Origin of the sequence: Spirosoma liriopis (assembly GCF_023196085.1) — a bacterium.
Lineage (GTDB): Bacteria > Bacteroidota > Bacteroidia > Cytophagales > Spirosomataceae > Spirosoma > Spirosoma oryzicola.
The window spans coordinates 633,529-654,596 of record NZ_JALPRF010000003.1; the positions used below are offsets into that span (position 1 = coordinate 633,529).

At 49.8% G+C, this 21,068-nt stretch carries 18 protein-coding genes; 8 read left to right on the plus strand and 10 right to left on the minus strand.

Going from position 1 to position 21,068, the window contains the following annotated elements:
- Nucleotides 1-11: 11 nt before the first annotated feature.
- Complete coding sequence (locus M0L20_RS19520; protein ID WP_248478650.1) at nucleotides 12-1,355, plus strand: Gfo/Idh/MocA family protein; 1,344 nt, start codon at nucleotides 12-14, stop codon at nucleotides 1,353-1,355.
- 100 nt (nucleotides 1,356-1,455) lie between these two features.
- Here the strand turns inward: M0L20_RS19520 and M0L20_RS19525 are convergent, their stop codons facing one another.
- Nucleotides 1,456-1,794: a hypothetical protein gene (locus tag M0L20_RS19525; RefSeq protein ID WP_248478652.1), complete on the minus strand. Its 339-nt coding sequence runs from the start codon at nucleotides 1,792-1,794 to the stop codon at nucleotides 1,456-1,458.
- 149 nt (nucleotides 1,795-1,943) lie between these two features.
- Here M0L20_RS19525 and M0L20_RS19530 point away from each other — a divergent pair, with 149 nt between their 5' ends.
- The 4 genes from M0L20_RS19530 (at nucleotide 1,944) to M0L20_RS19545 (ending at nucleotide 7,165) form a co-directional block, all read left to right on the plus strand.
- Entirely contained in the window at nucleotides 1,944-2,327 is a 384-nt protein-coding gene (locus M0L20_RS19530) for an Xre family toxin-antitoxin system antitoxin (protein WP_248478653.1), read from the plus strand.
- Between the two features lie 18 nt (nucleotides 2,328-2,345).
- On the plus strand, nucleotides 2,346-2,795 hold the full coding sequence (locus tag M0L20_RS19535) for an RES family NAD+ phosphorylase (RefSeq protein WP_248478655.1): 450 nt from the start codon (nucleotides 2,346-2,348) through the stop codon (nucleotides 2,793-2,795).
- Nucleotides 2,796-3,059: 264 nt separating this feature from the next.
- Nucleotides 3,060-5,573, plus strand: a complete 2,514-nt coding sequence (gene gyrA / locus M0L20_RS19540; RefSeq protein ID WP_248478656.1) for a DNA gyrase subunit A — start codon at nucleotides 3,060-3,062, stop codon at nucleotides 5,571-5,573.
- A 143-nt stretch (nucleotides 5,574-5,716) separates the two neighbouring features.
- Nucleotides 5,717-7,165, plus strand: coding sequence for a tetratricopeptide repeat protein (locus tag M0L20_RS19545; RefSeq protein WP_248478657.1), 1,449 nt, complete (start codon nucleotides 5,717-5,719; stop codon nucleotides 7,163-7,165).
- Between the two features lie 621 nt (nucleotides 7,166-7,786).
- Here the strand turns inward: M0L20_RS19545 and M0L20_RS19550 are convergent.
- Together M0L20_RS19550 and M0L20_RS19555 are read right to left on the minus strand one after the other, a co-directional pair.
- Nucleotides 7,787-8,278 (minus strand): helix-turn-helix transcriptional regulator, encoded by a 492-nt coding sequence (locus tag M0L20_RS19550; RefSeq protein WP_232558281.1) that lies wholly within the window; start codon nucleotides 8,276-8,278, stop codon nucleotides 7,787-7,789.
- 193 nt (nucleotides 8,279-8,471) lie between these two features.
- A complete protein-coding gene (locus M0L20_RS19555; RefSeq protein ID WP_248478658.1) occupies nucleotides 8,472-9,287 on the minus strand; it encodes a 2,3,4,5-tetrahydropyridine-2,6-dicarboxylate N-succinyltransferase in 816 nt (271 codons plus the stop codon).
- A gap of 1,069 nt (nucleotides 9,288-10,356) precedes the next feature.
- Between M0L20_RS19555 and gap the strand changes: the two genes are divergently transcribed.
- Nucleotides 10,357-11,352 (plus strand): type I glyceraldehyde-3-phosphate dehydrogenase, encoded by a 996-nt coding sequence (gene gap / locus M0L20_RS19560; protein ID WP_232558283.1) that lies wholly within the window; start codon nucleotides 10,357-10,359, stop codon nucleotides 11,350-11,352.
- A 97-nt stretch (nucleotides 11,353-11,449) separates the two neighbouring features.
- On the opposite strand, the gene trmB is transcribed toward gap, so the two are convergent.
- Genes trmB through M0L20_RS19575 form a run of 3 tightly spaced genes read right to left on the minus strand, consistent with a single transcriptional unit; the run spans nucleotide 11,450 to nucleotide 14,343 of the window.
- Nucleotides 11,450-12,115 (minus strand): tRNA (guanosine(46)-N7)-methyltransferase TrmB, encoded by a 666-nt coding sequence (gene trmB, locus M0L20_RS19565; RefSeq protein WP_248478659.1) that lies wholly within the window; start codon nucleotides 12,113-12,115, stop codon nucleotides 11,450-11,452.
- A gap of 2 nt (nucleotides 12,116-12,117) precedes the next feature.
- Complete coding sequence (locus M0L20_RS19570; protein ID WP_248478660.1) at nucleotides 12,118-13,404, minus strand: bifunctional folylpolyglutamate synthase/dihydrofolate synthase; 1,287 nt, start codon at nucleotides 13,402-13,404, stop codon at nucleotides 12,118-12,120.
- Nucleotides 13,405-14,343, minus strand: coding sequence for an energy transducer TonB (locus M0L20_RS19575; RefSeq protein WP_232558286.1), 939 nt, complete (start codon nucleotides 14,341-14,343; stop codon nucleotides 13,405-13,407).
- A gap of 257 nt (nucleotides 14,344-14,600) precedes the next feature.
- On the opposite strand from M0L20_RS19575, the gene menD reads away from it, so the two are divergent.
- Nucleotides 14,601-16,343, plus strand: a complete 1,743-nt coding sequence (menD, locus tag M0L20_RS19580; RefSeq protein ID WP_248478661.1) for a 2-succinyl-5-enolpyruvyl-6-hydroxy-3-cyclohexene-1-carboxylic-acid synthase — start codon at nucleotides 14,601-14,603, stop codon at nucleotides 16,341-16,343.
- A gap of 155 nt (nucleotides 16,344-16,498) precedes the next feature.
- Here menD and M0L20_RS19585 read toward each other — a convergent pair whose 3' ends face one another.
- From M0L20_RS19585 to M0L20_RS19595, 3 genes are all read right to left on the minus strand, one after another.
- Entirely contained in the window at nucleotides 16,499-17,329 is an 831-nt protein-coding gene (locus M0L20_RS19585) for an oxidoreductase (protein WP_248478662.1), read from the minus strand.
- An 81-nt stretch (nucleotides 17,330-17,410) separates the two neighbouring features.
- Nucleotides 17,411-18,313: a helix-turn-helix domain-containing protein gene (locus M0L20_RS19590; protein ID WP_232558289.1), complete on the minus strand. Its 903-nt coding sequence runs from the start codon at nucleotides 18,311-18,313 to the stop codon at nucleotides 17,411-17,413.
- A gap of 120 nt (nucleotides 18,314-18,433) precedes the next feature.
- Nucleotides 18,434-19,519: a tetratricopeptide repeat protein gene (locus M0L20_RS19595; protein ID WP_248478664.1), complete on the minus strand. Its 1,086-nt coding sequence runs from the start codon at nucleotides 19,517-19,519 to the stop codon at nucleotides 18,434-18,436.
- Nucleotides 19,520-19,560: 41 nt separating this feature from the next.
- Between M0L20_RS19595 and M0L20_RS19600 the strand changes: the two genes are divergently transcribed.
- On the plus strand, nucleotides 19,561-19,809 hold the full coding sequence (locus M0L20_RS19600) for a hypothetical protein (protein WP_248478666.1): 249 nt from the start codon (nucleotides 19,561-19,563) through the stop codon (nucleotides 19,807-19,809).
- A gap of 32 nt (nucleotides 19,810-19,841) precedes the next feature.
- On the opposite strand, the gene M0L20_RS19605 is transcribed toward M0L20_RS19600, so the two are convergent.
- Nucleotides 19,842-21,053, minus strand: coding sequence for an ATP-grasp domain-containing protein (locus M0L20_RS19605; RefSeq protein ID WP_248478667.1), 1,212 nt, complete (start codon nucleotides 21,051-21,053; stop codon nucleotides 19,842-19,844).
- Nucleotides 21,054-21,068 lie beyond the last annotated feature (15 nt).

The following is a 21,068-nucleotide window of genomic DNA, read 5'->3' on the forward strand; positions in this document are numbered from 1 at the left end:
AACCTGCAAGAATGGAAACAACGAGACGAGAATTTATAAAAAAAGCAGCCCTGAGCACCGCCGGGCTAACCGTTGGCGGACTGGCGACGGGTATGTCGGCGAAAAGCTACGCGAAAATAATTGGGGCCAATGAACGACTAAACCTGGCCATTGTCGGGCTGGGTCGGCGGCTGGGCGCGTACTACGAACCCATCTCGAAAAAAGACAGTAACGTCGAACTGGTGTATTTGTGTGATGTGATGAAAAAGCAGCGGGAGTCGGCGCTCCAGAAATTTTCGAAACACATCGACTACAAACCAAAACTGGAGAACGACGTTCGCAAAGTGATTGCCGACAAAAATGTGGATGCGCTTTTCATCGCGACTCCCGATCACTGGCACGCGCCGGGTACCTGGATGGCGGTGCAGGGTGGTAAACACGTGTACGTCGAAAAACCCTGTAGCCATAATCCCCGCGAAGGCGAGCTACTGGTCGATTTTCAGAAGAAATACAAGAAGGTCATTCAGATGGGTAACCAGCAACGCTCGGCGCTGGAATCCATCGACATCATCAATCAGATTCACAACGGTGCTATCGGTAAGCCGTTTAAAGCGGTAGCGTTCTACGCGAGTGCGCGGGGCGAGGTGCCCATCCCGAAGAAAGCGCCCGTTCCGGAAGGGCTGGACTGGGATTTGTTTCAGGGACCAGCTCCCCGTATGGAATACACCCACGACACTTGGGATTACAACTGGCACTGGTATGGCTGGCTGTACGGTACGGCTGAAAGCGGCAACAATGCTACCCATGAACTGGACGTAGCCCGCTGGGCCTTGCAGGTCGACTATCCTGAATACGTAACGGTTGAGGCTGCCAAGCGGTATTTTGCCGAGGACGGCTGGGCGGTGTACGATACGATGGATGCGACTTTCCGGTTTCCTGGTGACAAAATCATCAAGTGGGACGGCAAGAGCCGGAACGGCCATAAAACCTACGGAAGCGACCGGGGCACGATTATCTACGGTACCAACGGAACCGTTTACGTGGACCGGGATGGCTACACGCTCTATAACCGGGACGGTAAAGCGATTAAAGACAGCAAATCGAAAGGCTCCGAAGCCGGAACCGCGCTTGGCGGTGGCGGTGATATGACCACTCGGCACGTCGTTAATTTCTTTGAGGCTATCCGGGGGAAAGAAAAACAGAACTCGCCCATTGAAGAAGGAGCCAAGAGCACGTTGCTGTGTCATCTGGCTAACATTGCTTACCGGACCAACAAGCCGTTTGCGGTAGATCCAAAGAACGGACACATCCAGGATCGGGACGCCATGAAGCTGTGGAGCCGTGAGTACGAAAAAGGCTGGGAGCCCAAACTATAAGTAGTTTCGATCATCGATTCCTGATCAAAAATACGAAGCCCCGCTATAGTCCATAGCGGGGCTTTTTTGTGAAAACGGCTTTCAGAATTCTGCTGTTTATCTATTGCTTTTTTTTGCCCGACGATGGGTTTCCTTTCCCCGTAGCGGCTGGTTGTTTGGCTGATGAATTACTCTTGGTCGTGCCGGAACCGTCGGGCGAAGCCGAGCGGTTTTTTTTCGCGGTTGGTGGCACATACATATACGCACGGGAAGCCCCTTCGTCGTCAATAGTCATGCTATTCGGACTGCTGGTCGTGACGCGTTGACCTTCGGTCAGGTACCCCGACCCCGTCGATGCAGTCGAGCCACCGCTTTTGCCACCCGTTGTTGATTGGGCCATACTCAGTGAGGTAAGGCCGATAGCCAGGAAAAGACTGGCTGCTGTTACGGTCGTTTTCATATCAAGTAGAAACGGTTTCGTTGTGAACATTCGTCTTGGTATAAACTACTGATGCAGCCGGAAGTTTATAGCGGGAGGTATTATCGCGTCGAATGGGAACGGGTAGACAAAATTCTTTGTTCGTTAGACAAAATTCCTATATTTGTTGTATGACCGTTCTTGACCGCACCGCGCTTGTTTTCTCGGCCCTCAAGGGGGTACCGGCTATCGGTTTCTTCGAAATTGCTGATCTGACCGGCTACCGGCGCGAACAGCTGGCCGAAGTTTTTGATACGTCCCTAAAAACGTTTCAACGGTACGAACGGGAAAATAAAAAACTCAACCCGCAGGACAGTGAGAAGGTGCTTAAAATTAGAGCGCTCTTTCAGACGGGGGAATCGGTTTTTGGTTCGGCAGCGGCATTTCGGCGCTGGATGGACAAACCGGCTTACGGATTGGGAAACCAGGTCCCGTTTGATCTACTGCATACGTCGGGCGGCATCGATTTGATTATGGACGAAGTAATCCGTATCGAATACGGCGATCTGGCCTAACGGACTAGCCTGCTTACCATGCTTGTCTACCGAATTACGAAAGCCCTGTATGCCGACCGTCTGGTGGCATCCGGTGGCGCTGCCCGCTGGAATGAGCGGAATCAATTTGTGATTTATACCGCTGCTACCCGCGCGCTGGCCTGTCTCGAAAACGTGGTCCACCGGAGCGGAGAAGGATTGCAGGAGAACTTCCGGGTGATGGTGATCGATGTTCCAGAAGCGTTGCGTGTAGAAACAATCCTACCCGAATCGCTGCCCACCGATTGGTTCGATTTCCAACAGTACGATGCTTGTCAGCGGCTAGGAGGGGAGTGGCTCAGGCAAGGGCGTACGGCGGTGTTGCGGGTTCCGTCGGCCATTATTCCGAACGAATGGAATTACCTGTTAAGTCCGTCCCATCCCGATTTTTCACAGATTCAACTGCTTCGAACCGAACCCTTTGTTTTTGATCCGCGCATCAAAGTCTAGGAAGACGTATAGGGGAATCGGCTGACGGATGCGGGCTGTTTCGGGTATATTTTCGTTGAAATAGAATTGTATTTCATCTAGACGTTAGAGCGTTGGCTGCTTGCCATTTATCCGCTCGTGCTTTTGTGCTTCCTCCGTCAATTTAAGCCAATTCTGCCGTATAATTCGCTTTTCTCCGGAAAAATTTGTATATTTGTTTATAAAGCGGTTTAAGCGTACAGGCTGAACCGGAATAGTAATTTTCTGCGAAACTCCTATTAGAATATGGCGGAAGAAAATCCCGACCTCGAATCGCCCAGTAACATTATTCCCATTAACATTGAGGACGAAATGCGTGGGGCTTACATTGATTATTCAATGTCGGTCATTATCTCGCGTGCCCTCCCCGACGTTCGTGACGGCCTGAAGCCGGTTCACCGTCGGGTGCTTTTTGGTATGGCCGAACTGGGGGTTAATTACAATAAACCTCATAAGAAATCAGCCCGTATTGTCGGGGAGGTATTGGGTAAATACCACCCGCACGGTGATTCGTCCGTTTACGACACGATGGTTCGTATGGCCCAGGACTGGTCGTTGCGGTATCCGCTCGTTGATGGACAGGGGAACTTTGGTTCGATTGACGGCGACTCGCCTGCGGCCATGCGCTATACCGAAGCCCGGTTAAAGCGGATTGCCGAAGAGTTGCTGACTGATATTTACAAAGAAACGGTTGACTTTCAACCGAACTTCGATGACTCGCTGGAAGAACCGTCGGTGATGCCCGCGAAGTTGCCGAATCTATTGCTCAACGGTTCGTCGGGGATTGCCGTCGGGATGGCCACCAACATGGCTCCGCACAACCTGACCGAAGTGGTTGATGGCATTGTCGCTTACCTGGACAATAACGATATCACCGTTGAGGAACTGATGCAGTACGTTAAAGCCCCTGACTTTCCGACGGGCGCGACGATCTACGGCATGGAAGGGGTTAAGTCGGCATTCAAAACCGGTCGTGGCCGGGTGGTGATGCGGGCGAATGCAACCATCGAAGAAAATCGGGGCAAAACCCAGATCATTGTTACGGATGTTCCGTACATGGTCAACAAAGCGGTGATGCTCGAGAAGACTGCCGAACTGATCAACGATAAGCGCATTGAAGGGATCACCGCGTTCCGGGACGAATCAGATCGCGATGGTCTGCGGGTGGTGTACGATCTGCGGAAGGATGCTATTCCGAACGTTGTTCTGAATAACCTGTATAAGCATACAGCGCTGCAATCGTCGTTCAGCATCAACAACGTCGCGCTCGTTAAAGGGCGGCCGATGCTGCTGAACCTGAAAGATATGATGAAGTACTATGTCGAGCACCGCTTCGATGTAGTAACCCGCCGGACGCAGTACGAGCTGCGCGAAGCCGAGAAACGGGCGCATATCTTAGAGGGATTATTGATCGCCCTCGATAATATCGATGCGGTGATTAACCTGATCCGTTCATCCCGTGATTCCGATGTTGCCCGCACGGGTCTGATGGAGCAGTTTTCCCTGAGCGACGTTCAGGCGAAAGCCATTCTGGAGATGCGTCTGCAACGGCTGACGGGTCTGGAACGGGACAAGCTACAGGCCGAGTACGACGAGTTGATGCGTGAGATCGCGAACCTGAAAGAAATTCTGGCTAGTGAAGAGCGTAAGCGGCAAGTTATCAAAGAAGAATTGCTCGACATCCGTGCCCGCTACGGTGACGAACGCCGGACCCAGATCAATGCCCTCGGCGACGGAAACATCAGTGATCTTTCGCTGATTGCCGATGAGGACATGGTGATCACCATTTCGCACGAAGGCTACATCAAGCGTACGCCGACGACCGAATACCGTTCGCAGGGACGCGGGGGAGTGGGAGCGAAGGCAGCTACCACGAAAGAGGAAGATTTTACCGAACACCTCTTCACCGCTACCATGCACAACACCCTGCTGGCCTTTACCCAGAAGGGACGCTTGTACTGGTTGCCCGTGTACGAACTACCCGAAGGTTCCCGAACCTCGAAAGGGAGACCCCTCGCCAACTTCATTAATATTGAAGGTGACGATAAGGTCCGGGCTGTCATCAATGTGACGGATCTGAAAAATGAGGATTACATCAACAATAATTACATTGTGATGTGTACACGCCAGGGCACGATCAAAAAGACGATGCTCGAAGCGTTCTCCCGGCCTCGTCAGAATGGGATCATCGCCATTACGATCGATGAAGACGATCAGCTGATTGGTGTTTGTCTGACCAACGGTGATAACGACATTGTGATCGCGTCAAGTGCGGGTAAAGCCGTTCGCTTCCACGAAAGCCGCGTTCGTCCGATGGGCCGTACGGCTGCGGGGGTACGCGGTATTACGCTGGATGAGGAAGACACCACGGACCACGTAGTGGGTATGGTCTGCATTGATTCAACGCAGGCCCAGTTGCTGGTTGTTTCGGAGAAAGGGTACGGAAAGCGGTCAGAAATTGAGGAATATCGAGTAACGAATCGTGGTGCCAAAGGCGTTGGAACACTGAAAGTAACTGAGAAGGTCGGTCGTTTGGTGGCTATACTTGATGTGGCTGATAACAACGATCTGATGATTATCAATAAATCCGGAATCGCTATCCGGACGCCGGTTACCGATATTAGTGTAATTGGCCGAAACACGCAGGGTGTTCGTCTGATCAGTCTGCGCGATGGCGATGCCATTTCGTCGGTGACGAAAATTAAGCAGGAGGAGGGAGAGGACGGTCTCGCGACTGAATCCGACGAAATTTCCGCTTAAGTAATTTAGTATGAGTGCGTTGAGCCGCCGGAACTGATGGTCTATACTGTCCCGGCGGCTCAAACAATTTAAGGTCAGTCATGCTTATACAGACAGAATCGTTAATTTCGTTTCTGAAAATAAAACACAACCCCATTTAACACATGAAATCATCAGCTATTGCAGTTCTCGTAGCGTGTTGCCTGTCCGCAGGAGCCTATGCTCAGAATCAGGGTGGGGCAGCCAATGCATTGGATGCTGCCGCGATGGATGCCATTAAAAAAGACAAGGACAAGAGCGACAAGGATATCGCGGACGCGAAAGCGTCGACCAAAGCCAGCACCTGGATGGATCGGGCTAAAACGTACCAGAATATCGCGGCTCAATATATCCGCGTCGATTCCAGTGCTGCTACCACCGCGTACGAAGCATACAAAAAAGTAATCGAATTAGACAAGGACAAGAAAGGTGGTCCGGGCCGGCTGGCGAAAGAAGCCGAGGAGGCTATGAAGGGCCAAGCGCTCTACGGTGCTTTCATGCAACAAGGAGTCGCTAAATTCCAGTCGAAAAATTATCCTGATGCGATCAAGGCAATGACCGTGGCTGGTGATATCAATCCCAAAGATACGCTGGCACCGTTATATACAGCGATCGCTGCTCAGCAGTTGAAAGATAACGCTACCGCAAAAACCCAGTTAGAAAAATACATCGCTGGTGGTGGTAAAGACGCGTCTATTTACGGTTCGCTGGCGATGCTGTACAGCAGCGACAACGAAGTGGATAAAGCACTGGCTACCTTGGATAAAGGGATAGCACTTGCCCCCAACAATAAAGATCTGTCGAATGAGAAGGTCAACATCATGCTGCGTACAAACCGGATGGATGATGCGATCGCGGGAATGAAGCAGATGGTTGAGAAAGATCCGAAGAACGTTCAGAACTTGGTAAACCTGGGTATTATTTATGATAACGCAGCTACCAAAGCGAAAGAAGAAGTTCGGAAGCTGGAAGGCGAAACAAAGAAAAGCGGTAACGCTGGCAAGCAGCTCGCCGATGCGAAAGGTTTGCTGGATACGTACAGCAGTGAGGTAACTCGCCTGAGTGCTTTAATCAAGAAGCAGCCAAAGAGCGCGGAACTGAAGCGTCAGTTAGCTGACGTTCAGAAAAGAGCCGCCGATCAGAAAGCCGAGATTGCCCGGTTGGATGCAGCCGCTAAAGAAGCGTCGGCTAACGCATCGGCTACCGCGGACTCGGAAAAGCGGTTGACCGAACTGAGACAGAAGCAAACGGAACAAATGGGGCTAGCTAAAGACTACTATACGAAAGCGCTGGCTGTTGATCCGAATAACTACGATGCAAACTTCAACCTGGGCGTTTACTATTATAACGAAGGGGCTGAGTTGAACAAGCAGTTGTCAGCCATGGATATGAAAGAGTATCAGGCTAAGGGTAAGGAAATCGAAGGAAAAGTTTGTGGTAAGTTCAAACTGGCGTTACCATACTTTACCAAAGCCAAGTCGATTAAAGACGAAGCGGAAGTAACGGACAACCTGACAAACCTGCAAAACATTCTAAAACAGTACGAAGAAAAGAAAGTAGTCTGTGCAGAATAACACTAGGAGGGCCGGTACCAAAAGTATCGGCCCTCTTTTATGATGATCTTACTTAACATAATATAAATTATATAACAAATCGTATTGTACTAGAATAGCTGTCATGATACCGGTCATGTTTAGTTTAGCTATGAAAGTAAGTAGTTTTATTAATCTCAAGAAAAGTACCAAGAGGGTGCTTTCGCTACAAGGTGATTGAACTCTACCGTGGGATTGATGAGTAAAGTAAAGACTAGCTTTTAGCTGAATTAAATATCTTTATTATCCCAAGCTCAAATAGCCTTGGCGGAGGAAAAACAAAATCGATGATTGGCGTACGCTCAGCAAGCAATTATCCCATGCTCCAAGTTGAAAAAATTAAGCTCAAAACCGTATGGTTTGCGTGACTTGATCGACAAGTTATCCACGTGGAACGCTAAAGTATTGCTTTACAAGGGTTTAGGGCATAAACACAAAAAACAGTCTCCAGAGCACTCTAAAGGCTGTTTTCTAAGTATCTACAATTGGTTATTGGCGGTGAAACCGACGAGTAAAACGAATCAACGATCCTGATTCAACTGAGGTTTATAACCAGAAACTAGCTCCAATAAATCTAGTAGCTAATTATCTTCGGCAGCAACGTCAATGAGTAGATGTATACTCCCGGAATGAGCCATCCGTATAAAAAATCAGGATTCGTTCAACCTTCTTCTCTGCTGTGGTTGGCATCGGGGCTGGCTCCTCGACAAACTCAGAATTTATAGGAACTGTCGGCGAACTTGGTGGAATTTCATTGCGCTGGCTTCTTACGCCTAGAGGCTGCGGTACGGAATAAGAAACCTCTTGATGAAATCGATCAGGACGATCGTTCGGGCGAATCGTATTTCTAGTGGAGTAATTGATAGACGACGCCTGGGACGGCATCGGGTTTTGACTTTCATCTTCCATAATCCACTCGTAGCCCAACTCAGGAAAACGGCGAATTATTTTTTGTATAATGTCGAAACTAGGCCGATTTCGTCCTGATAATATATGAGAGATGCTAGACCGCTGAACCCCTATCTCATCGGCGAAATAAGACGGAGACAAGTTCTTTTCAATTAGGATCTGTTTAATCTTATCATTGATAGTCATAATTCTTCTTTGTCTACGGAATACCATATGCGATACAAAGATAAACGTAAATTCTGTACCGTAAATTACAGCCGTAAATGTACGGACATAATACAAAAATAAATAGGGGTTACAATTGTTATTATTCAATTGTAACCCCTATTTATTTTTGTCACGTTAGTGGTTAAGTAAGTAAATCTGACTTTGTAAACTATTAAACTGTTACATTGTTCTCGCGCAACGCATCGTTCAGGGATGTTTTTAAATCTGTAGATTCTTTACGCTGGCCAATAATAATAGCACAAGGAACATGAAATTCGCCAGCCGGAAATTGTTTAGCATAGCTACCAGGGATCACAACGGAGTTAGCAGGAACTTTTCCTTTGTACTCGACGGGCTTTTCACCAGTAACGTCAATGATTTTTGATGAGCCAGTGATGGTTACTCCGGCGCCGAGTACAGCCCGCTTACCTATGTGAGCTCCCTCAACAACAATGCAACGCGAACCAATAAAGGCTCCATCTTCAACAATGACGGGTGCGGCTTGTGGTGGTTCAAGTACTCCCCCAATGCCAACACCGCCACTAAGGTGAACATCTTTACCAATCTGAGCGCAACTGCCTACGGTAGCCCATGTATCAACCATCGTACGCTCATCTACATAAGCACCAATGTTTACATACGAAGGCATAAGGATAACCCCCGGCGCCTGATAGGAACCGTATCGGGCAACAGCCGGTGGAACTACTCGTACTTTAGCTTCAGCGAATTTAGTTTTTAATGGGATCTTGTCGTGGAATGAAAAAATTCCTACCTCCTCTTGTTTCATCTGTTGACTAATGAAATAAAGAAGTATGGATTTTTTTACCCACTCGTTGACGATCCATTCCCCCTGTTCATCAGTCGATGGAGTGGCCACCCGGAGAACTCCCCTATCTAATTGATCTATTACTTCTTTGATCAACTCAATTGATTTTTGATCAGCTAATAATTCTCGATTAGCCCAAATAGCTTCGATTTCGTTACGCATTCAATTAAAGTAAAAGTTTATAGATAATCTTATAACTTTCTCATATTCAGTGTTATATACTAATAAGCAGAATATTCTTTTATATTTCAATAATATTATATAGGTATATAAATTCTAGCGATTCAAAGATAGTAATAAGACGCGTATAGTTTAAATATAGCTTAGAATTTTTGAGGACTGTTTTTAAAGGATGGTTCTAAAGCAGTTAAGTATCATTGGTCTTCTATTAACTAGTCGCATAAATAATGCCATCTACATATAGCAACCACAAAATCGAACTGATAGTAGTTTTGCGAAAAAAAGAATAAATGTTTCTACTATCTACAACTGTGTTAAATTATTGGTCTGCTAGTAAGCGCGTAAAGTAGCTGGGATTGTACTCGCTTGGTTAACAAAATCTGTTAAGATCGACAAATTCTCATCTATCTTAAGCTTTATGAAGCCATTTATAAATGAATAAACAAAGTCATCACTGGTCCAGTATGCCCTCAACTGATATGGACTGTAAGTGTACGTATAGATTTTAATTTCAGATTTAATAGTCATGATAAGACTTCTAACCCAGTGTGCCTCTGATTCTAAGTAGAATCAACAACCAGTTAAACCCAGTAGACTTGAGAGAAATATTAGAGAATATAAAGCCTTTAGGTGTTCTGTATGCATGCAAAAATAATAGTAGAAATTGAGCCTCACTGTGGGCAAAAATCAGCAATGACCTGTATCAATATGATTACCGACGATCTTAGAACCATAATCTTAAATGAAGATTAGTTATACCTCTCCTATTCAAAGGAGATTTAGCTAATAAAAACTAAATTAGTAAAATTAGCATTCACCTGTAGTATTTTATGCGAAAATTAGCAATTTGTTTAGTATATTCCTATGGTTGTTAGGAAAACCGCAAATATAGCTAAGTGTTGTTAGTTTTACTAATATTATTTACTAAAGTGTTAATCTGATTTACTAATTTGCTAAAATAGTCTTCCTGGTGTTACTAAATATCTTATCTTTTTATCTCCTCTACTTTAATCCGTATATTTGAGGCCAAAACAAATTATTTTTTAAGTTCATGGAAAAAATACGCGTTGCCATTAATGGCTTCGGTCGCATCGGTCGCCTTTCTTTCAGACAACTACTAGCAAAGGAAAACATTGAAGTTGTAGCGATTAATGATCTAACAGATAATGCAACATTAGCACATCTGTTAAAGTATGATTCCGTACACGGCAAGTTTTCTGGAAGTGTCGAGTCAGATAAAGAAAGTATTACCGTAAACGGTCAGCGGATAAACGCTTACGCGGAACGGGACCCCAAGAATCTTCCCTGGAAAGATCTAAACGTTGACGTGGTTCTTGAGTCAACTGGCCGCTTTGTGGATGAAGCTGGTGCCGGACAACATTTGCAAGCCGGTGCTAAAAAAGTAGTTATCTCTGCTCCCGCTAAAGGAAACATCCCTACGGTTGTTTTAGGCGTAAATGACGAAACACTGACAGGCGAGGAAACAATCGTATCGAATGCTTCCTGCACAACCAACTGCCTGGCGCCAATGGCAAAAGTTCTGGATGATGTTTTTGGTATCGAGAAAGGATACATGACAACCATCCACGCTTATACCGCTGACCAGAATTTGCAGGACGCTCCTCACTCTGATCTACGTCGGGCCCGGGCAGCTGCTCTATCAATCGTTCCAACGTCTACCGGTGCCGCTAAAGCAGTTGGTTTAGTACTTCCTCAATTGAAGGGTAAACTAGACGGAAACGCACTCCGCGTACCAACTCCCGATGGATCGCTGACCGATTTAACGGTCGTTTTGAAACGGGAAGTCACGATTGAAGAGATCAACAATGCGATCAAAGAAGCATCGGAAACGACGCTGAAAGGGTATCTGGAATACACGGAGGATCCAATCGTTTCTATTGATATCGTAGGCAACCCACACTCATGCATATTCGATTCACAGTTGACAGCTGCTAATGGAAACCTGGCAAAAGTAGTGGGCTGGTACGATAACGAATTTGGCTACTCAAGCCGTGTTGCTGACTTGATCGTAAAGCTATTTAAGTAAGTCACAAATGTAAACTAAGTCGCTGGAAGGCCAGTCACCTACCTAGTTTACCTTATTAAATAGACTTTCTGGTTCTTAGTTTACAAATGGGTGCGGTTTACAAAACTGCACCCATTTTACATTGTAAATAGTTGATCGTAAAGCCTTTATTAAAAAACATTTCTTCGTATTTAGTCTTTATACCGATGTGAATTCTATTTAAATTGGACTGATATAAGTCTGTTGTTGATTGTAAATCGTAGCAACCGGTGCCTTTAACTTGTTCCAGACTATACGCGAACAGCTCGGGATTGTCAGTTTTCAAATGTAATGATCCACCAGGCTTAAGTAGTCGTTTGTAAACAGCCAAAAAGCGTGGATGCGTTAGTCGGTGCTTCTCTTGTTTCGGCCTGGGTTGCGGGTCAGGAAATGTAATCCAGATCTCATTGACCTCTCCTTCGTCAAAGAATTCCTCCAGGTAATTAATGTCTGTCCGTAGGAATGCCACGTTCGACAAACCCAGGGTCTGCGCGATCTTCGACCCTCTCGCAATCCGGTCTCCTTTGATATCAACACCAATGAAATTTTTGTCGGGAAACGCCTGCGCTAAGCCAACGGTGTATTCACCTTTCCCACACGCCAACTCCAGTATTAGCGGATTTTCGTTTGTAAAATAGTCGTCACGCCAACGACCTTTAATGCTTTTGTAAAGAGGTTTACCAACTTCAATGACGTTTGTGCTTTCCGCATTTTGCAGAAAGAAATGATGTTTGCGACGAGTCACGGTTATAAATCGATTAATTCAGCAATGTGATAATTACTTCCCGTAACGACCACTAAATCGTTGGGGGATGCTTCCTGTAAAGCAGCTTGAAGCGCACTGTTTACATCCTTGTAGTAAGCGCCGAAACGGCCCAGCACCTGTGCTTCCGCTTGCAATGTTTCGGCGGGTAATGACCGGGGTGAATCGGCCTGACAGAAATAGTAAGTAGCCGATGTGGGTAAGGTGAGCAGAACCGAAGTCCGATCTTTGTCGGCAACCAGGCCGATGACCATTCGCAACGAAGCAAATGACATGGTTTGCAGCGTGGCAAAAAGCGCTTCCAATCCCGGTTTATTATGGGCTGTATCGACAATAACACGGGGCTCCTGACGAAGCATCTGGAAACGGCCTTTCAGTCCGGTCAGTGAAACCACCGATCGTAAACCGTTCTCAATAGCCTCGATTGAGACGGGCCATATTGGCTGTAAAACAGCGATTGTGGCGAGCACCGTTGCTACGTTCCGAAGCTGATAACCGCCCGTCAAATCCAACGACAAGGACCGCGTTGGGGCCGTATCGTTGCGAACGCGTAGCTGCCGCAGCCCTTCCGAAACCCCATCCTGTTCTACTAAATACTGCTGGTCGGCAATGGTCAGTGGTGCATTTAGCAAATTAGCAATATCGGTAAAGACCGGAATTGTTTCGGCCTGCGTTTCTCCCACGATGACCGGAACGCCGGGTTTGATAATTCCGGCTTTCTCCCGGGCGATTTGCGGGAGTGTGTCACCCAACACGTCGGTATGATCATAGCCAATATTGGTGATCACCGATGCCAGCGGTGTAATCACGTTGGTCGAGTCGAGCCGCCCCCCCAGGCCTACTTCAATGATCGCCACATCGAGTTGCTGGCGGGCGAAATAATCGAAAGCCATCGCTACAGTTAGCTCGAAAAACGACGGTTCGATGGTTTCGATCAACGCCTGATTGGCTGTTACGAAAGCGGCTACCTCCTCTTCGGCGATCGGCTGACCATTGAGCCGAATGCGCTCGGTAAACGATTTTAGGTGGGGAGACGTGTACAATCCTACCCGATAACCCGCCGACTGATAAACAGCCGCCAGCATGTGTGAGGTACTGCCCTTGCCGTTTGTTCCGGCAACATGAATACTGTTAAACTGGTGTTGCGGATTACCGAGTGCCTCACACAACCGGAGCGTATTGGTCAATCCGGGCTTGAGTGCCTTGGCACCGATCCGGTGAAAAACGGGGAGCCGACTGTACAGATAGTCGAGCGCTTCCTGATACTGCATTTACTTGGACGTGATAATAAAGGTAATCGTACCGGTGGCTACGGGTGGCGTAGCGCCCCCTTTGGGCCGAAGTCGAAGCCGTTGCACCGCTTTCCGGTAAACTTCGACGACGGACGGACTAACGGTTGTTTGCTGGGTTTGAACGCGGGTAATTTCGCCCTCGCCATCAACGGTAATCTTAAACACAATCTTTCCGGTTTCATCCGAATCGTCGTTCACGCTCGGACGACCGGCCAGTGACCAGCCCGACACGTCAAACGCAACGCCCGTAGCAGCCCCACCCGGCGTACCGTATAAACTCTTGGCATCAATTTTACCGTTTGGATTGCCTTTGTCCCCAACGCCACTGGCGTCATCCCCGTTGTTGTTGCCCCCGACACCGGATGCTTTGCCAATTGTTCCATTGGAACCTCCGCTGCTGGTTGATTTTTTAAACAAGGCATCACTGTTTACCGACTCGGCTTTCCGGGTCGGAGCGGGTGGAGCAGGCCGTTCGGCGGGGGCTACCTTCGCGGTTTCGATTCGTTTCGGTTCCGGGCGTTCGGGCGTGGTTACCGGGCTTTCCGCTTTGCTGGCAATAATCGGCTTTTCCGTTGCGGTTTTGGCGGGTTTGGCATCCTCAACCTTCGGCGTTGGAACGGGCCGGACCTTTTCCAGCTTGGGCGTCATCGTTACTTTCGGATTCTCGCGTTTTTCGGACGCTTTCACTTCTTCGGGGTTGGGCGAATCGGATGCCTTATTGTGCGTCTGGATGCGACCGCTTCCCCGCGTATCTGTTCCGAAGTTAACCTCCACAAACTGGATAGGCGTTGGAACGGGAACGGTCTGCGACAGATGAACAAATAAGAGAACGGCCACCAACAGGACGTTGATAAGGGCTGCCCCCGCCAGCGACTTTACCCGAATGGATTCTTCGTTGTCAAATGTGATTCGGTTCATGAAGTAGGATTAACGGATTAAATGGATTGGTGTACACTATAACGTTACCAGCCTCCGCTTCGTTTATGACGGATTAGCTGGATTGACAGAACGGACCGATTTCATTGATCAGTGGGGTGAAAAAGAACAGGCCAATGGGTGCGGATTCGGGCAAAAAGTAATTCTATAAACAAAGTAACGTAAAATCTAGGACAGATGGCCGAACGCTGTCCCGTTTCAATGGTTATGTTTGCAGCCCTAACGTCTCTTTACGCTTTATGCCGGTCCTGCAACCCATTGTCAACATCGCCGAACTTCTTTATCAGAAAGGAATCACCGACGTGGTGGTCGCGCCGGGTTCGCGCTCCGCTCCGCTTACACTGGCGGTCGCCCGCCATCCGCATCTTCGGGTGCGCGTCGTTGCCGATGAGCGGTCAGCTGGCTTTATTGCCCTGGGCATGGCTCAGCAAAGCCAAAATCCGGTGGCGTTGATCTGTACCTCCGGCAGTGCGGTGTACAACCTCGCCCCCGCCGTTGTTGAAGCGTATTTTCAGCAGGTCCCGCTGCTGCTGCTGACCGCCGACCGGCCGCACGAATGGTTGCACCAGCAGGATGGTCAAACCATCGATCAGGCGACTATCTTCGGAACGCACGTCAAGCGGAGTTACGATCTGCCCGCCGATTACAGCCACCCCGATGCCCGCTGGTTTATCGAACGCTCGGTCAACGAAGCCATCAATCTGTGCCGCCTGCCCGCACCGGGGCCGGTTCACATCAACGTTCCCCTGCGGGAGCCTTTTTATCCAACTGCCGAAGAATCGTTTCGGGCCGAGCGGGTACGGGTACTCGATACCCTTCCGGCTCAGCCTACGCTGTCAACCGACACCTGGCACAAGCTGCTCAATGAATGGGATCAAAGCGAACGCACGCTCCTGGCGGTGGGGCAGATTCCCTACGATCCGGCCTTACTGGCTATTCTTCGGAAAATAAGCGAGGAACTGGGCGTACCGGTCGTCGGAGAAATTACCGCTTCGATGGCCCACAATGATCAGTTTATTACCCATACAGATACGTTTCTGGCGGGGATCGACGCGACAAACGCCGAAGCGCTGCGACCCGACCTGCTGATTACCCTAGGCAATTCCTTTCTGACCCGAAACCTGAAAACCTATTTCCGCCAGTATCCCGCCCGACGCCACTGGCACATCCACCCCACCGTTGACCGCATCAATGATTCATTTCAATCCCTGACAACGCTTGTCCCCTCCGAACCCCGGCCTTTCCTCGACAAACTATTTGCCGATTTAGATTACCAGCGTTTTTTGCAGGGCGACGATGCCGATCAAAACGACACCTTTCTCAACCGGTGGCAAACCGCCGACCGACAGGCCGCTAAACTAGTTCGGCAAACCGTCAGCGGTACCGATCGCCGACTAACCGACTGGTCGGCGGTACAACAGGTGCTCGATCACTTGCCGGCGCAGTCGGTATTACACCTGGCGAATAGTATGCCCGTGCGGTACGCAAATCTCTGCGGCATCGATGAACAGCAGCACATTCAGGTCTGGGCCAACCGGGGCGTCAGTGGTATCGATGGTTGTTTGAGTACGGCGGTCGGTACTGCGTTACTAACCGATCAGATCGTGACACTTGTGGTGGGCGACGTTGCTTTTTTTTACGATCGGAATGCCTTATGGTCGAATCCCGTACCGCCTAACCTGCGCATTGTCCTTCTTAACAATGACGGTGGGCATATCTTTCGGATTATCGACGGGCCGAGCCGACAACCTGAGCTGGAACGCTATTTCGAAACACCGCACGGTTATACGGCCCGGAACACCGCCGAGGATGCCAGGCTCGACTACCAGGTATGCACCTCGCTCGAAACGATACAGACCCTCCTACCGGATTTTTTCACCCGAAGTGAACGGGCTAAACTACTGGAAGTAACGACCGACAAATACGTCAACCAGGAACAGTTTGCCGCCTACAAAGCACAGTGTCGGCAAGTGTTCCAGTAACTATAACTACAGGTATAGTTAATTAGTTGGTCCTTTAAACAGAAGCGTTCGTCTTCTCCGAAAAGCCAGTACAGTAAACTCCCTGACTGGTTTTTGGGGAAGACGAACGCTTGTAAGACGGACTATCCGGATTATGACGAACCAGTTATTGGCTATCAATAATCCGTCGATTTGGTTAAGCGCTCCCAGGCGGCCCATTCCGTTCGCATAACGTCCAGCTTGTGAAAGGCTCGTTGATACGCATCGGTACCCAATAAGAGATAAAGCGGAGGATCAGGAACCGATGCCACCTCAATCATGGCTGATGCCGCTTTCTCCGGGTCGCCGGCCTGCTTGCCATCCAGAGTTAGGTAGTAAGCGTGAGAGGACCGTACAGCTTCGTATGCGTCAATGGGGTTCTTTGCCATCACGATCGACTCGTCACTCAGAAACTGCGTTCTGAACGCGCCCGGTGCCACCACGGTTACGTTGATACCAAACGCCCGTACGTCTTGCGCCAACACCTCCGAAAGCCCTACCACGGCGTATTTAGCGGCCCCATAAACAGCCCATCCGGTGTTGGCCGTAATACCGGCAATGGACGAAATGTTGATAATGTGGCCGGACTGCTGCGCCCGCAGGATGGGCATAACCTGCCGAATCACATTCAAGGTTCCAAACACATTGACGTCGAAGCTCGCGCGGGCTTCTTCATCGGTCAGTTCTTCGATGCTTCCGCCTATTCCGTATCCGGCATTGTTGACCACGACGTCAATCGTACCAAACCGGTCAACGACCTGTTGAACAGCGGCTGCTACGCTGGCATCACTGGTCAGGTCAACGGCTAAGGGTAAAAAGTCAGGGCTTTGCGGTTGTGAATCGATCAGAGCCCCCACGTTTCGGGAGGTAGCCGCTACCCGTTCGCCCTGTGCTAACAACTGCTTTACCAGGCTTCGCCCGATTCCCTTCGAGGCCCCGGTTATAAACCAAACTCGTTTGTTATTCATAGTCATCATCGGTTGACCGGACAAAAGTAGCAGGGACAAACCGGGAGACACTAGCGCAATTCAAGCCGATACTTACAAAATTCAAACAATCCGAAAAGCGGAGGGTGTTAGCTGGGTGTGTTTACGGAAAAAGTTGTTGAAATGAGACGGTTCTTCGAAGCCCAGGCTGTAGCTAATTTCCGAAACCGTCCAGTTCGTATGTTTCAGCAAAGCCCGTGCTTCGCTGACGACGCGCTCGGCAATGTGATCGGTAGTCGTTTTTCCGGTGGTTTCCCGAATGGCCCGGTTCAGGTGATTGACGTGGACCGACAACCGCTGTGCGTAGTCCGTAGCCGAGCGCAGCGAAAACCGTTGCGCGGGGGATTCAATCGGGAACTGACGTTCGAGGAGTTCGGTAAAAATAGCCGTGATGCGCGTGTTGGCGTTCGGATGCTGATACAGGGTCTCGGACGGCTGCATCTTGAGGGCGTAATGAATCAGCTCGGTTACGTAGCTCCTCAACAGATCGTACTTGAAGGGATAGTCCGAATTGATTTCGTTGAGCATTTTCTCAAAAAGGCCACTGACCTGGGTATCCTGGGCCGCGGTCAGCATGTACGCCGGTTTGCCCCCCGTCGTAAACATAGGCAGCTCGCTCAACCCTCCGCGCATCTTTTCGGTAAAAAAGGCTTCCTTAAAAATGCAGAAAAAACCCGTTACGTCGTCCGACAGCGATTCCCAGGTATAAGGCACCTGCGGATTAAAGAACATCAGCGTAGCCCCCGCGATCTCAATGCTTTTATCGGCGTAGTGATACACATTCTTACCCCGGATCAAACTGATCTTGTAAAAACTACGGCGGCTGTAACTGATGGGTGTGCTGTGCGGACTCAGGCAATCTTCCAGCCGGAATACATTAAAATGCCCGATATCCTGTTTGAGGGATTCGGGTAACCAGTTGAATTTATGCTGGTAAAACTCTTCGAGGGTTTCGGTCTTCGGCATAGCGCAACGTTTAACGATTCAACGACCATAAGGTAAACAATGCGTAAAGCACTTCGTGGGCTCTAAGGTCTGGTAACGGGTGCGGTTCGGACGGATACGGACACAATGTCCGCCTTCCGTCTATTGACAACGGGCGGTTCGTTCCCGACGGGCTAGCTCATCCCCCGCCGATTCGCCCCGTTGCCAGGCCGCGCAGGCCCCCGCTTTATTCCCCGCAGCCAATTCGGCCTTACCCAGGTAATAATAAAGCGCATCGACGGAGGCATCCAGCTTTTCGGCTTCTTTGAATGCCGCGAGAGCCAGGGCCGGCTGTTTTTGATTCAGGTAATACAGGCCAAGCGTCCGATGCGCCCAAGCGTTGGTTTTATCCAGTCGCAGGGATTCCTGCACCAGCGGCAGGGCCTCGGCGGTACGATTTAGCATCAGCAGTAAATACGCTTTGTTGTTCAGGTAATACGGTTGATTCGGTTTAGCGATCAGCGCCCGCTCCACAAAGGCTAAGGCCTCCGCATAGTTTCCGTCACGCGCCAGTAATAAGCTTTTGTTGTTTAGCGCGGCATCCTGTTTAGGATTCAGCCGCAGCGCCTGCTCACTATCCGCGCGGGCCTGCTCGTACGCTTTCTGGCTAAAGTACAACGCGCCCCGGTTCGTTAAGGCTTCGACGTTAGTCGGTTGCAGTTGAAGCGCCCGGTCGTAGGAAACCTGCGCCTGCGCGGGGTTATTCAGCCGCACATAGGTGTCTCCCAGCCGCGTCTGGAAAAAGGTCGAATCCCGGTATTGTTGCTCGATGCGTTGCAGGTCGGCCAGACTACCGGCGGCATCACCGGTTTCGAGCAACACCTCCGCCCGGTTCAGGTAGGCTGCGCCAAAATCCGTGTCGGTCTGGATGGCCCGCGTATAATCCGCCAGAGCCCCTTCCCGATCGTCGTCACGGAACTTGGCCAGCCCCCGGTTGTTGTACGCATCGGCGAAGTCCGGCTTTTTCTCCAGCGCTTCGGAATAAAAGCGAATTGCTTCTTTATACTCCCGTTTTTGCAACTGAACGTTCCCCCGCAGGAAAAACTGGGCCGCTTCGTCGGTATTATTTGTACACGAAAAGCTTGTTCCGATAATTTGTACTGCGAGAAACGCCAAAAAGAAGGCACGACTCGGAGAGTTTCCTACCTTTGCCGTCTCCATCGGACTTTTTTGAAAAAAAGAGTTCATTCGTCAATAGACCGGCTATTCCGGTTAACAATCAGTCACGTATGCGTTTCGTTCACGAGATTCCACACCCCCACTTTCGCATTGGCCTCTACGCCTGGAACAACAAATATATCGTTAAGATCGAAGCCGGTCCGTACGAACAGACGTATAAAATCAGCGAAATGGATGTAACCGACCCCGACGACGTTCCCGCGATGCTCGACGAACCGTTTCTGGCTACTGTCGCACAACGGTTTGCGCAGATGGATACCGACTGGCAGGCCACCGGCGAACGAAACGGCATTTTATAAGACACATTCATTGTCAGAATGTACATTCGTTGTCAGTTCGTTGGTTTTTCCGGAACTGGCGCGGACGCGTGAAAGTCGGTATAAATCCGATGCATGTACGCGTCCAGAAGTTGCTGAATGCGGTCAGCATCCGTTGCGCGCACAATCAGCCCAATGTGGTGTTCCCGCTTCATGCGCCACCAGATTTCGGAATCCGTAAACGACGACAGATCCGGCCACTGCTGGCGTGCCAGCGAAACAATCAGGCCGGCGTACTGCGGTTCGTTCACCGGAACCTGGTAGGTTTCACCCCGCGCCACCGCCACTTCCAGCTTGGCCCATTCGCTCCACAGGTTGATGCCGGATGCGGCTTCGACCATTTCGGCAATGTGTGCACCCCCTACCCGCGACGACGTTTCCAGAAAATACAACTCTCCGTCATGATCGCCCCGGATGTATTCCGAATGTGATGCGCTATGGCGCATACCAAATGCGTTTAGCACACGGGTATTGATTTCGTACAGCGAACTCGTTTCGGGGGCTTGGGGCGATAAATTCATTGTCCGGAATACCCCGCCACCATGGGCAACTTCCATGGGTGTTGCCAGATACATACTAGCGAGCGTAAACACAATGGTTTTCTCGTAGGAAAGCGAATCGACGTGGTAGACCCGCCCCGGCTTGAATTGTTCGATCAGGAACTCGTGCCGCCGGTCACCCAGGGCGTGAATTACCGACCAGGCTTCTTCGAGCGAGTGCACTTTTTGAATACCCGTCGCCGAGGCTTCCGAGCGGGGTTTTATCAGCCAGGGGGCCTCGGTAGCGCGCAGGAAGTCCGTAACGGTTTCGTCGTGGAAAAGCGCGCTGAACGCCGGAACCCGGATTCCCTCCGAAGCCGCCCGCATCCGCATGGCCAGTTTGTCCCGGAAAAAGCGGGCCGTCGTCTGCCCCATACCCGGAATCCGGAACGTTTCCCGGATCAGGGCTCCTTTTTCTACGTCGAAGTCATCCAGCGCCACCACCCGGTCGATCCTGCGGGAGCGCATAACATGGGCCAGTCCAGTAACCATCTCCGCCAAGCTTTCGGACGAATTGCTCGGCGATTGGAGGAAAAAAAACTCGTCGATGGCATCGCGGGGCCATTCTTTATCCGCCAGTTTCTGGTCAGTCAGCAAATAAACCGTGTTGCCTAACGACTTGCAGGCCCGTAGAAACGCTTCGCCCTTGAAAAAAGTAGCGATGCACAGAAAGGACAACGAATGCATAGAAATGAGCTGGTT